General features: G+C 67.6%; 11 protein-coding genes and 1 pseudogene. 3 read left to right on the top strand and 9 right to left on the bottom strand.

The genetic code is table 11. The annotated features are described in order from the left end of the window. Nucleotides 1-3: 3 nt before the first annotated feature. Both fadD12 and AC5Y3Z_RS05375 read left to right on the top strand, forming a co-directional pair. Entirely contained in the window at nt 4-1,635 is a 1,632-nt protein-coding gene (fadD12, locus tag AC5Y3Z_RS05380; RefSeq protein WP_473139574.1) for an acyl-CoA ligase FadD12, read from the top strand. Then, on the top strand, nt 1,632-2,906 hold the full coding sequence (locus tag AC5Y3Z_RS05375) for an alpha/beta hydrolase fold domain-containing protein (protein ID WP_473139573.1): 1,275 nt from the start codon (nt 1,632-1,634) through the stop codon (nt 2,904-2,906). Before fadD12 ends, AC5Y3Z_RS05375 begins: the two co-directional genes overlap by 4 nt. A gap of 4 nt (nt 2,907-2,910) precedes the next feature. Here the strand turns inward: AC5Y3Z_RS05375 and AC5Y3Z_RS05370 are convergent, their stop codons facing one another. The 9 genes and pseudogenes from AC5Y3Z_RS05370 to AC5Y3Z_RS05330 form a co-directional block, all read right to left on the bottom strand. After that, on the bottom strand, nt 2,911-4,296 hold the full coding sequence (locus AC5Y3Z_RS05370) for a WS/DGAT/MGAT family O-acyltransferase (protein WP_463825045.1): 1,386 nt from the start codon (nt 4,294-4,296) through the stop codon (nt 2,911-2,913). Between the two features lie 64 nt (nt 4,297-4,360). Next, nucleotides 4,361-5,338, bottom strand: a complete 978-nt coding sequence (gene whiA / locus AC5Y3Z_RS05365) for a DNA-binding protein WhiA (RefSeq protein ID WP_463825044.1) — start codon at nt 5,336-5,338, stop codon at nt 4,361-4,363. Beyond that, nucleotides 5,335-6,385, bottom strand: a pseudogene (gene yvcK / locus AC5Y3Z_RS05360) (uridine diphosphate-N-acetylglucosamine-binding protein YvcK). Before yvcK ends, whiA begins: the two are co-directional and overlap by 4 nt. Before the next feature lie 8 nt (nt 6,386-6,393). Then, on the bottom strand, nt 6,394-7,278 hold the full coding sequence (gene rapZ / locus AC5Y3Z_RS05355) for an RNase adapter RapZ (protein WP_473139572.1): 885 nt from the start codon (nt 7,276-7,278) through the stop codon (nt 6,394-6,396). Next, nucleotides 7,275-9,230, bottom strand: a complete 1,956-nt coding sequence (uvrC, locus tag AC5Y3Z_RS05350) for an excinuclease ABC subunit UvrC (RefSeq protein WP_473139571.1) — start codon at nt 9,228-9,230, stop codon at nt 7,275-7,277. Before uvrC ends, rapZ begins: the two co-directional genes overlap by 4 nt. Before the next feature lie 65 nt (nt 9,231-9,295). Next, nucleotides 9,296-9,766 (bottom strand): PH domain-containing protein, encoded by a 471-nt coding sequence (locus AC5Y3Z_RS05345; protein ID WP_473139570.1) that lies wholly within the window; start codon nt 9,764-9,766, stop codon nt 9,296-9,298. Further along, nucleotides 9,763-10,245 (bottom strand): 6,7-dimethyl-8-ribityllumazine synthase, encoded by a 483-nt coding sequence (ribH, locus tag AC5Y3Z_RS05340; protein ID WP_463825040.1) that lies wholly within the window; start codon nt 10,243-10,245, stop codon nt 9,763-9,765. The genes AC5Y3Z_RS05345 and ribH overlap by 4 nt, the downstream gene beginning before the upstream one ends. A gap of 10 nt (nt 10,246-10,255) precedes the next feature. After that, entirely contained in the window at nt 10,256-11,533 is a 1,278-nt protein-coding gene (locus tag AC5Y3Z_RS05335; RefSeq protein WP_463825039.1) for a bifunctional 3,4-dihydroxy-2-butanone-4-phosphate synthase/GTP cyclohydrolase II, read from the bottom strand. A gap of 112 nt (nt 11,534-11,645) precedes the next feature. Then, nucleotides 11,646-12,254, bottom strand: a complete 609-nt coding sequence (locus AC5Y3Z_RS05330; protein WP_463825038.1) for a riboflavin synthase — start codon at nt 12,252-12,254, stop codon at nt 11,646-11,648. Nucleotides 12,255-12,330: 76 nt separating this feature from the next. Here AC5Y3Z_RS05330 and AC5Y3Z_RS05325 point away from each other — a divergent pair, with 76 nt between their 5' ends. Further along, entirely contained in the window at nt 12,331-13,047 is a 717-nt protein-coding gene (locus AC5Y3Z_RS05325; RefSeq protein WP_463825037.1) for an LppX_LprAFG lipoprotein, read from the top strand. Nucleotides 13,048-13,056 lie beyond the last annotated feature (9 nt).

Raw genomic sequence — 13,056 nt, 5'->3', positions numbered from 1 at the left:
GCCATGGCATCTCGCGTCGAAGACATTCTCGGAGTCATCCGCACCATGCGGCGTGCCGGCTTGATCGCGCCGCTGCGCCCGGACCGCTACGTGAAAATGATCGCGGCCATGCGCCGCGAAGGCATGGGCATGACAACAGGTTTCGCCGGAGCACCGCAGCGCTGCCCGGACCGTCCCGCCCTGATCGACGAGCTGGGCACGCTGACCTGGCGTGAGCTCGACGAGCGGATCAACGCCCTGGGTGCTGCCCTGCAGCAGTTGCCTTCCGGCGCGCCGAAAGTGGTCGGCGTGATGTGCCGCAACCATCGCGGCTTCATCGAAGCGGTGGTGGGCGCCAACCGGATCGGTGCCGATATCCTGTTGCTCAACACATCATTCGCCGGTCCGGCCCTGGCCGAGGTGGTGAACCGCGAGAACGTCGACACGGTGATCTACGACGAGGAGTTCACCGACACCGTCGAGCGCGCGCTGGCCGACCGGCCCGATGCCACCCGAATCCTGGCCTGGACCGACTCCGCTGAGCCGGGCCGGCACAAGGTCGAGGAACTGATCACCGCGCACGCCGGCCAGCGGCCGCAGCGCGGTGCGGCCAAGGGCAACATCATCCTGCTCACCTCCGGTACCACCGGAACACCCAAGGGCGCCAAGCAGTCTGGCGGCAACGCCGGAATAGGTACGCTCAAGGCGATCCTGGACCGCACCCCGTGGCGGGCCGAGGAAACGATCGTGATCGTCGCGCCCATGTTCCACGCCTGGGGTTTCTCGCAGCTGATTTTCGCCGCATCGATGGCCTGCACCATCGTCACCCGGCGCAAATTCGACCCGGAAGCGACGCTGGACCTGATCGACCGCTACCAGGCGACCGGCCTGGCGGTGGTACCGGTGATGTTCGACCGGATCATGGACCTGCCCGACGAGGTGCGCAACCGCTACAGCGGGAAATCGCTGCGGTTCGCCGCGGCCTCGGGTTCACGGATGCGTCCCGACGTCGTGATCTCGTTCATGGACCAGTTCGGCGACGTGATCTACAACAACTACAACGCCACTGAGGCCGGCATGATCGCCACCGCGACGCCCGAGGACCTGCGCGCGGCCCCCGACACCGCGGGCAAGCCGGCGGGTGGTACCTCGATCCGCATCCTGGACAAGGACTTTCACGAATTGCCCACCGGTGAGACCGGGACCATCTACGTGCACAACGACACTCAGTTCGACGGTTACACCGAGGGGTCGAAGCAGAAGGATTTCCACGCCGGCTACATGTCGTCGGGTGACGTCGGCTACCTCGACGAGAACGGCCGGCTGTTCGTGGTGGGCCGCGACGACGAGATGATCGTCTCCGGCGGGGAGAACATCTATCCGATCGAAGTGGAGAAGACGCTGGCATCCCATCCCGAAGTCGCCGAAGCGTCGGTGATCGGCGTGGACGACGAACAGTACGGCCAGCGATTGGCGGCTTTCGTGGTCCTGACACCCGGCGCCCGTGCCACCGACGAGACCCTCAAACAGCATGTCCGGGACAACCTGGCCAATTACAAGGTGCCTCGTGCGATCACGGTCCTCGATGAATTGCCGCGCGGCAGCACCGGCAAGATCCTGCGCAACGAACTCAAGGCCCGGGTGAGCGACTCATGAACCTGCGCCCACTGCTCAGGCAGCTGCGCCGGCCGCGGCCGCTGACCCGTGCCGCGGTGGAATTCGTCAACGCCGCCAACGGATTACGGCCGATCACCCGCAACTCGTGGGCAGCCCCGACGGTGTTCTGGTTCGGCTGGCCCACCTCCGAGGTGCCGGCGCTGTATGCGGGGGTGTCCGTGCTGGACGCGGTGCGCCGCGGGCGGCGCGGTGACTTCGCCGGCCCCAAGGGCAAGGTGGCGCTGGCGCTGACCGGCGCGGCGTGGGCGATGCTCGGGGTAATCGGCTACCGCGGCCTGGTCACCCCCGGCCCGGTGCTGGAGTCGGCGCTGACCGATCAACTCGGCCCCGACTACACCGAAGAATTGCAGGAATTGCCCACCCAGCCCACGCAATCCGGTCGGCGCAACCCGCCGCTGCGCACCACGATGGCACGCCGGCGTTTCGTCGACAAAGAGAACATCGTGTCCTACGGTCCGCACGGTCGCGCCAACCGGGCCGACATCTGGCGTCGGCGCGATCTGGACCGGGACGGCAAAGCGCCGGTGCTGCTGCAGGTGCCGGGCGGCGCCTGGATGATCGGGATGCGCCGTCCGCAGGCGTATCCGCTGATGGCGCATCTGGTTTCGCGCGGCTGGGTGTGTGTGTCGATGGGTTACCGCGTATCCCCGGTGCACACCTGGCCGGACCACATCGTCGACGTCAAACGCGCGCTGGCCTGGGTGAAGGAGAACATCGCAGCCTACGGTGGGGACCCGAATTTCGTTGCGATCAGCGGTGGTTCGGCCGGCGGTCACCTCTCGGCGCTGGCTGCGCTGACACCCAACGACCCCAAGTTCCAGCCGGGTTTCGAAGACGCCGACACCTCGGTGGTGGCCGCCGTGCCGTTCTACGGTCGCTACGACTGGTTCTCCACCGAGGCGCCGGGGCGCGCGGAATTCGTCGAGATCCTGGCCCGAATGGTGGTCAAGAAGAAGTTCAGCACGCACCGCGATATCTACGTCGACGCCTCCCCGGTCAGCTACGTGGGACCCGACGCGCCACCGTTCTTCGTGCTGCACGGCGAGGATGATTCGCTGATCCCGGTGGAAGAGGCCCGCGAGTTCGTCGACGAACTGCGCGCGGTGTCGAAGTCGCCGGTCGCCTACGCCGAATTACCGAACGCGCAGCACGCTTTCGACATCTTCGGCTCGCCGCGGGCACACAAGTCGGCCGACGCGGTGGCCCGGTTCCTGTCCTGGGTCTACGTGACGAACCCGCCGAGCACATAGCGCACTACAGCGCTTCGGCGGCGCGCTCCAACTCCTTGAGCGCCGGCTCGATGGCTCGGGCCATGTCGTCGATGTCGTTGGCGACCTCCGGTGTGGTCACGAAACCGAAGTCGAGGCACTGGTCGTAGGAGAAGCAGGTGATGTTGAGCGCCACGTCCATCACCGGTGGGCCGAGCGGAACCAGCGACTCCAACTTGGCGCCGGCCATGTACAGCGGGACCGACGGGCCGGGGACGTTGGAGACGACCATGTTGATCGGCGCGAAGTTGCGCGACAACCCGCTGACCGTGTAGGCGCGGGCGGCCAACTGCAGCAGCCCGGGCGGCGTGGTCTCGGTGAGCCCCATGATCTGGTGCGCGGACAGAGCTTTGGCCATTTCCTTTGCGTTGCGGGTACTTTCGTGGATCGCCAGCAGCCGCTCGCCCGGGTCGTCGATGTCGGTGGCCAGCGACGCCGTCATCGAACTGATCTGGTTGCCGATGTTGGATTTGGACTCGTCGGTGCGGGTGGACACCGGGATCTGGGCGATCAGCGGCTTGTACGGCAACTCGTCGCGCTTGAGCAGGTACTCGCGCGCCGCCCCCGCGACCAGCGCGAGCACCACATCGTTGAGCTTGACCCCGAACGCATCCTTGACGGCCTTGGCCCGCTTCAACTCCACGCGCGCGCCGGTGATGCGCCGGTGCGGCGACACGGGGGCATTGAACCGGGTCTTGGGTGCCTCGAAATAGCGGGGCGGCTTGCCGGCGACACCGAGCGCCGCGATCTGTTGGCGGACCGTCTGTTCCAGCAGTCTGGTGATGCGAAACGGTGTCTTGACGGCCACGTTGATCAGCGCACCGATCGCGCGCCGCTCCAGCCCGGGGATCTGGAAGCCGACGAAACCGACTGTTTCCTTCTGCGGGGGGCGCGGCTCGGGGGTGACGTCCAGCAGGATCTCGCCGAGCCCGGCGCCGGAAACCCCGTCAACGATGGCGTGATGCATCTTGGTCAGGGTCGCGATGCGGCCACCCTTGACGCCCTCGATGACCCACAGTTCCCACAGCGGACGCGAGCGGTCCAGCTTGTAGGACATCAGCCGGCCGACGAGTTCGTCGACCTCTTTGCGCCCGCCGGGGGCGGGAACGCCGATGCGTCGCACGTGGAAATCGATATCGAGTTCGTCGTCCTCGACGAACCACGGGCGGTCCAGGCCCAGCGGAGCGCCGGTCACCTTCCAGCGCAGCTGCGGAATCTCCGGCAACCGCTCGATCAGCAGTTCGCGCAGCCGCTGGAAGCTGTAGTCGGGCGCGTCGGTGGGGTCGCAGATTGCCAGCGCACCGACGTGCATGTGCCAGCCTGCGGTTTCCGCGGACCAGAACGCCGCATCAACACTAGAGAGCCGTTGCATTCCCCGACCGTAGCGTCCGTCCACCCAGCGAAGCCAGCAACCCGGAGAATCTCACAGCCCGGTGTTACGCGTCCTCCAGCAGATCGGGGGTCACCGCCGACTCGGTGTCGGGAATGCCGTCCACCTTCGCCTTACGATCGGCCATCGACAGCAACCGCCGAATACGGCCTGCCACAGCATCTTTGGTCATCGGCGGGTCGGCGAGCCGACCCAACTCCTCCAGCGAGGCCTGGCGGTGCTCGACCCGCAGCCGGCCCGCCGTGGCCAGATGTTCGGGCACGGTGTCGGCGAGAATCTCCAGGGCCCGTTCCACCCGCGCCGCCGCAGCCACCGCCGCGCGCGCCGACCGGCGCAGGTTCGCGTCGTCGAAGTTGGCCAGCCGGTTGGCCGTGGCCCGGACCTCGCGGCGCATCCTGCGCTCCTCCCAGACCTGCCGGCTGTCCTGGGCGCCCATCCGGGTCAGCAGCGCGCCGATCGCCTCGCCGTCGCGCACCACCACCCGGTCGGCGCCACGCACCTCGCGCGCCTTGGCGCTGACCCCGAGTCGGCGCGCCGCACCGACGAGCGCGAGCGCCGCCTCCGGGCCCGGGCAGCTGACCTCCAGCGCCGAGGACCGGCCCGGCTCGGTCAGCGAGCCGTGCGCCAAAAAAGCTCCCCGCCAAGCGGCTTCGGCGTCGCCGACGCTGCCGCCGACGACCTGCGCCGGCAGGCCGCGCACCGGACGCCCGCGCATGTCGAGCAGGCCGGTCTGGCGGGCCAGCGCCTCGCCGTCACTGGCGACCCGCAGCACATAGCGGGTGTTCTTGCGAATTCCACTGGCCGACAACACGTGCACCACCGCGTTGTAGCCGTACAGGTCGAAGATGTCCTTGCGCAGCCGGCGCGCGATGCTGCTCAGATCCACCTCGGCTTCGACGACCACCCGCCCGGACACGATCTGCAACCCGCCGGCAAACCTGAGCAGCGAGGTGACCTCCGCGCGGCGCGCACTGACCGACTTGACCACCAGACGGCTCAGTTCGTCCTTGACTTCGGTCGTCATCGCCACGCGTCGTCACCCCTTGGTTCGTTCCCGACGGCCACCGTCGATCGGTATCTCTTCGGTAGCCGTCACCGCGGGCTCCCCTAAGCCCCCAGGACGAGCACTGCCACGTTGCCGCACCCCGTCCAGGACCGCCGCCAGCTTGCCCGGGTCATGTAAAGGTGTACCAGGTCGGGCCACGTCGGCGAAGTGGACCTCCGCCTGCAGCAGCGTTGCGGTGCGGCGCAGTTGGTCGCGTTCGCGATCGCTCGGCACCCGGTCGGTGTCGATGATGATGTCGTCCACCGTGAAGTCCGGCGCGTGCTGGACCAACACATGAAGGTGGCGTTCCACCGAGAAGCCGGCCGTCTCCCCCGGCTCGGCCACCAGATTGAGCACCAGCGCCTTGCGCGCGGTGGTGGCCCGCAACGCAGTGCGCAGACCGGGCACCAGCACATGCGGGATCACACTGGTGAACCACGAGCCCGGCCCCAGCACCACCTGGTCGGCGGCCATGATCGCGTCGACGGCCTGCCGGGTGGCCGGCGGGTCGGCGGGCAGCAACCGTACCCGGCGCACCGTGCCCGGCGTGGTGGCGACGGCGACCTGCCCCCGGATCAACCGGAACATGCGCGGATCGGACTCCAGCCCGGACACGTCGGCCTCGATCTGCAGGGCGATCGGGCACATCGGCAGCACCCGCCCCTTGACACCCAGGATGTGCCCTACCTCGTCGAGTGCCGCGACCGGATCGGCCAGCACCTCAGACAGGCCCGCCAGCAACAGGTTGCCGATCGGATGCCCGGCCAGCGCTCCCGTGCCACCGAACCGGTGCTGCATGACGGTCGCCCAGAGCCGCCCGTGCGGACTGTCAGATGCCAAGGCCGCCAACGCCATTCGCAGGTCACCGGGGGGCACCACGTCGAGTTCCCCGCGCAGCCGGCCCGACGAGCCGCCGTCGTCGGCGACGGTCACGATGGCGGTGACGTACGGCGTCAGCCGGCGCGCGGCCGACAGCGTCGCATGCAGGCCGTGCCCGCCGCCCATCGCGACGATGCTCTGGCTCACCGAGGAATTCATTCGCGGCCCAGATCCCGGTGCAACGCCCGCACCGTGAGCAGCGGATCCGACCCCAGCAGTTCCATCAACGTCTCTGCGATCGCGACGCTGCGGTGCTTACCGCCGGTGCAGCCGACCGCGACGGTCATGTAGCGCTTGCCTTCCCGCCGGTACCCGTCGACCACCAGGGCCAGCAACCGGTGGTAGGTCTGCAGAAAATCCACCGCGCCGGGCTGACTCAGGACGTAGTCGCGCACCGCGCTGTGCTGGCCGGTGAGCGGACGCAGCTCGTCGACCCAGTGCGGGTTCGGCAGGAAACGAACGTCCATCACCATGTCGGCGTCCATCGGCAGGCCGTATTTGAAGCCGAACGATTCCACGGTGACGCTGGTGGTTGCGGCGGCGGTGCTGCCGAACGCGCGCTCGATGGTCTCCCGCAGCCCGCGCACCGACAACGTCGAGGTGTCGATGATCAGGTCCGCCGTGGCCCGAACCGAAGCCAGCATCCGGCGTTCGGCGGCAATACCTTCGGCCAGGGTCTGCTCGCCCTGCAGCGGGTGGCTGCGGCGATTGTTCTCATAGCGGCGCACCAGCATGTCGTCGGAAGCCTCCATGAACACCACACGCGGGGTGATGTCGCGGGTGGCCAACTCGTTGCGCACCTCGTCCAGGTCACCGGTGAAGCCGCGGGACCGCACGTCCATCACCACCGCGAGCTGGGTGATCCGCGAGCCGGCGGCCAACCCGAAATCCACCATGCGGGTGATCAGCTGCGGCGGCAGGTTGTCGGCCACATACCAGCCGAGATCCTCGAGCACCTTGGCGGCGGTGCCCCGTCCCGCGCCCGAGAGCCCGGTCACCAGCACGACGTCGATGCCGGCGGGGACCTCGTTGCCGGTCATTCGGTGACTCCCGTCGACTCGGGCCGCAGCGCGTCCAGCACGGCGGTGGCCGTGGCTACTCCGATGCCGGGGACGGCCGTGATCTGCTCGACGGTGGCCTCCTTGAGGCGGGCTATCGATCCGAAGTGGGTGACCAGCGCCTTGCGTCGGTGCTCACCCAGTCCGGGCACGGAATCCAGCGCCGACGCCGTCATCCGTTTGGATCTTTTGCTGCGATGGTAGGCGATGGCGAACCGGTGCGCTTCGTCGCGCACCCGCTGCAGCAGATACAGTCCCTCGCTGTTGCGCGGCATGATGATCGGGTCCGGTTCGGCCGGCACCCAGATCTCTTCCAGCCGTTTGGCCAGACCGATCACCGCGACGTCGGTGATGCCGAGCTCCTCGAGCACGGCACTGGCCGCGTTGACCTGGGGCGCGCCGCCGTCCACGACGTAGAGGTTGGGCGGGTAGGCGAATCGGCGCGATTTACCTTCCGGGGAAAGCAGATTCGGATCGCTCTGGTCGCTGAGATGACGCAGGAACCGGCGCCGGGTCACCTCGGCGATGGAGGCGACGTCATCCGACCGCCCCTCGCCCGCGGCCTCGCGAATCCCGAAGTGCCGGTAGTCCGATTTGCGCGGCAGACCGTCCTCGAAGACCACCAGCGAGCCGACGACGTCGGTGCCCTGCACGTGGCTGATGTCGACGCACTCGATGCGCAGCGGGGCGTCCGCCAACCCGAGTGACTCCTGAATGTTCTGCAGCGCAGCGGATCTGGCGTTGAAGTCGCCGGCGCGTTTCAGCTTGTGTTGCTGTAGAGCATCTTTGGCGTTGCGTTCCACGGTGTCGGCGAGCGCGCGTTTGTCACCACGCCGGGGCACCCGCAGTGCGACCTTCGCACCACGCAGACCGGACAGCCAGGCGACCAGCTCGTCGTGGTTGGCCGGCAGGCAGGGCACCAGCACTTCGCGGGGCACCGGGTTGACGGATTCGTCGGCCGCTTGGCTGGTTTCCAGACCCAGTTCGGCCTGATCGCCGTAGAACTGCGTGACGAACTGCTCGACCAGCTGCTCGGCGCCGGAATCCCCGGCTTCCGCGGATTTCTCCACGACCCAGCCGCGCTGGCCGCGGACCCGCCCGCCGCGCACGTGGAAGACCTGCACCGCGGCCTCGAGGTCGTCGTCGGCGAATGCCATCACGTCGGCGTCGGTGCCGTCGCCGAGTACCACGGCCTGCTTCTCCATCGCACGCTTGAGCGCACCGAGGTCGTCGCGCAGCCGCGCGGCCCGTTCGAAATCCAGCTGTTCGGACGCGGCGTGCATCTGCTGCTCCAGCTCGCGCGCGTAGCGGTCGGTCTTGCCGGACAGGAAGTCGCAGAAATCGAGCACGATCTGACGGTGCTGCTGGGCACTCACCCGGCCGACGCAGGGCGCCGAACATTTGTCGATGTAGCCGAGCAGGCAGGGCCGGTCGATCTGGCTGTGTCGCTTGAAGACTCCGCCCGAGCAGGTCCGCGCCGGGAAGACCCGGGTGAGCAGGTCCAGCGTCTCGCGGATGGCCCAGGCATGCGAATACGGTCCGAAATAGCGCACCCCCTTGCGCCGGGGCCCCCGGTACACCATCAACCGCGGGAACTCTTCGTTGAGGGTGACGGCCAGCACCGGGTAGGACTTGTCGTCGCGGTAGCGGACGTTGAAGCGCGGATCGAACTCCTTGATCCAGTTGTATTCCAGCTGCAGCGCCTCGACCTCGGTGTTCACCACCGTCCACTCGACCTTGGCGGCGGTGGTCACCATCTGCCGGGTGCGCGGGTGCAGGGCGGAGATGTCCTGGAAATACGACGTCAGCCGGCTGCGCAGGCTCTTGGCCTTGCCGACGTAGATGACGCGCCCGTGCGGATCCCGGAATCGGTACACCCCCGGCTCGACCGGGATAGACCCGGGAGCCGGACGGTAGGTGGCGGGATCTGGCACCAAACCAGGTTAGTGGTCGGGCGGGTTTCGGTGGACACGGCGGCCACGCCACCTCGGTCGCGCCATCAGCGCGCGTGCAGGTCCGGCCGATAGCGGGCCATGAGCGATCGCACCGAATCCATCGCCGCGACCGCGCGTTCCCTGTCCACGGCCTGGATCGCCATCACCGGGATGTATTCGTCGTCGGGCAGGTCGACGTGAGCCCAGCGGCCACCGACCGGAAACGACACGTCGACCACATCGGACCACGGAATCAACTTGTCACCCAACATATTTCGTACCGACAACCCGGCCGCGCCGACGCGCAGCCGGGGCCGTGCGAACAACAGCACGGCACCCGCCAGGACCGCGCCCAACAGTGCCATCGCGATCTGGTCGGCAGTCTGGAAGACCACTCCGCTGGACCCGATCTTGAGCAGCAGTCCACCGGCGATATGCGCCGCCAGCAGGATGAACGCCGCCCCGTAGGCAAACAACGGTGTCAGGCGTGGGCGGCAGACCAGGTCCCAGTCATCCGCGGCGGATTTCGTCGTCACGATCGGGCGCGCAGGTCGCGCAGGGTCAGTGCGGTGCTCAGCGCTGCCGCCGCGGCCTGGCCGCCCTTGTCTTCGGCCGACGACGGCAGCCCGGCCCGGTCGAGGGCCTGCGCCTCGTTGTTGGTGGTCAACACCCCGTTGGCCACCGGCGTGGCCGCGTCCAGCGAGACCCGGGTCAGTCCCTGGGTCACCGCGTCGCAGACGTAGTCGAAATGCGGTGTCTCACCGCGGATCACCACACCGAGCGCGACGACGGCATCGTGGCTGCGGGCCAGTTCCTGTGCCACGACCGGGATCTCGATGGCACCCAGCACCCGTACCACCGTCGGATCGTCGATACCGGACGCGGTGGCGACTTTGCGCGCCCCGGCCAGCAGCGCGTCGCAGATCGTCCCGTGCCAGGTGCTGGCGACAATGCCCAACCGCACGCCTGAAGCGTCGAGCGCCGGGATGTCCGGCACGCCAGCGCCACCGCTCACCGCGTACCCCTCACAAGGCACCGCCGAATTCGCCTGGCAGATGAATGGATTCGTGGAAATCGTCCAGGCCCGCCAGGTCGTGGCCCATCTTGTCGCGTTTGGTCATCAGGTAGCGGATGTTCTCGGCGTTCGCCCGCACCGGCAGCGGCACCCGTTCGATGATGTGCAACCCGTATCCGTCCAGGCCGACCCGCTTGGCCGGGTTGTTGGTCAGCAGCCGCATCGAGCGGACCCCGAGATCGACCAGGATCTGCGCGCCGATCCCGTAATCGCGTGCGTCGGCGGGCAATCCGAGCTTGAGGTTGGCATCCACCGTGTCGTCGCCGGCGTCCTGCAGTTGATAGGCCTGCAGCTTGTGCATCAGGCCGATGCCGCGGCCCTCGTGGCCGCGCATGTACAACACCACGCCGCGGCCCTCCCGGGCGACCATCGCCATGGCGGCATCCAGTTGCGGCCCGCAGTCACACCGGCGCGAGCCGAACACGTCCCCGGTGAGGCACTCCGAGTGCACCCGCACCAGCACGTCGTCGCCGTCGCCGTTGGGTCCGGCGATGTCACCGCGGACCAACGCGACATGCTCGACGTCCTCGTAGATGCTGCTGTAGCCGATGGCGCGGAACTGCCCGTGCCGGGTCGGGATCCGGGCCTCGGCGATGCGCTCGATGTGCTTCTCGTGCTTGCGGCGCCACTCGATCAGGTCGGCGATGGTGATCAGCGCCAGACCGTGCTCGTCGGCGAAGACCCGCAGCTCGTCGGTCTGGGCCATCGCGCCCTCGTCTTTTTGACTGACGATCTCGCAGATGGTGCCGGCCGGCTGCAGGCCCGCCATCCGGGCCAGATCGACCGCGGCTTCGGTGTGACCGGGACGCCGCAGCACACCACCATCCTTGGCGCGCAACGGAACCACGTGACCGGGACGGGTGAAATCCTGCGAGATGCTCGCCGGATCTGCCAGCAGCCGCATCGTGGTGGCCCGGTCCGACGCTGAGATCCCGGTTCCCACACCGAGTCTCGCATCGACAGTCACGGTGTAGGCGGTGCCGTGCTTGTCCTGGTTCACCGCGTACATCGGCAGCAGACCCAGCCGGTCGCAGATCTCCCCGGCCAGCGGCACGCACAGGTATCCCGAGGTGTAGCGGACCATGAACGCCACCAGCTCCGGGGTGGCCTTCTCGGCCGCGAAAATCAGGTCGCCCTCGTTTTCGCGTTCCTCGTCGTCGATGACAACGACGGCCTTGCCCGCCGCTATGTCGGCAACCGCCCTCTCGACGGAGTCCAACCTCGTCATCGTTGCTACCTTGCTGTTCGAACGGCCAGCACGAAAACCGCCGTGTTGCATTCAGTATGAACCACCGCCGGCCCCGGGTTATTGCCGCTGCGTGTTGAGTGGGAGGCCCACATCAGTCGCGCTGGGCTTGCAGCAGGCGCTCGACGTACTTCGCGATCACGTCCACCTCCAGATTCACCTGGGTGCCGACCGGGGCGGAACCCAACGTGGTCAGCTCCCGGGTGGTCGGAATCAGGGAGACCTCGAACCAGTCCCGGGGCTGGGCGCCCAGGGCGGAAACGGTGAGCGAAATCCCGTCCACGGTGATCGACCCCTTCTCCACGACGTAGCGGGCCACGGCCGCGGGCATCTCGACGCGCACCACTTCCCAGTGCTCAGCGGGCGTGCGGGCGACGATCGCACCGGTCCCGTCCACGTGACCCTGCACGATGTGTCCGCCCAGCCGGCTGTTGATCGCCGCCGCGCGTTCCAGGTTCACCGGGCTCCCCGGTTGCAGCCGGCCCAGATTCGAGCGGTTCAGCGTCTCGGCCATCACGTCGGCGCTGAACTGGCCGTCGGGCAGCACGTCGACCACTGTCAGACACACGCCGTTGACGGCGATCGAATCGCCGTGACCGGCGTCGGCGGTCACGGTGGGCCCGCGAATGATCAGCCGCGCGGCATCGACCAGCGCGTCCCGGCCGACCACCTGCCCCAGCTCCTCGACAATTCCGGTGAACATCGCACCAGGTTAGTGACTGTTTGCGGCGGTCTGCACCCGCCCGGCTACCAGGGGTCTGACATGGGCACCCTCTACGATGCAACGTATGCAGACCCCCCGACGACTCTTAGCCGTCTTCGCCATCCTGAGCGTCGCTGTCACGCTCAGCGGCGGGTGCACGATCAGCAAGAAAGCCAAAGGTGGTCCACTTCCCGACGCAAAGACCTTGGTCAGCCAGTCCGCCGCGGTCACCAAAGGCGTCAAGAGCGCGCATCTGAACTTGACGGTGAACGGCAAGATTGCGGGCCTGCCGCTGAAGAACCTCACCGGCGATCTGACCACCACCCCGACCACCGCCGGCAAGGGCAACGCCCGAATCATTGCGTTCGGCAACGAGGTTCAGGCCGACTTCGTGATCTTGGAGGGCGAGCTGTACACCACCGCCCTGTCCCCCGGGCAATGGACCGACGTGGGCAAGATCGAGGAACTGTTGCACTACGACCCGTCGGCAATTCTCAGCCCGGAAACGGGCGTCGCCAACATTCTGGCGAATCTCAACGATCCGAAAGCCGAGGGCCGCGACATGATCAACGGGCAGACTGCCGTGCGCATCAGCGGAAAGGTCAACGGCGACGTGGTGAACAAGCTCGCGCCGCTGAACGCCACAGACCAGGTTCCGACCACCGTCTGGATCCAGGAGACCGGTGAGCACCAGTTGGCGCAGGTGATGATCGACAAGGGGTCGGGCAACTCGATCCAGATGACGCTGTCGAACTGGAACCAGCCCGTCGTCGTCACGAAGCCGGAGAGCTGATCCGATGAG

The sequence above is a fragment of the Mycobacterium sp. NGS61 genome (assembly GCF_059812325.1).
This window is presented reverse-complemented; position numbering and strand designations above follow the sequence as displayed.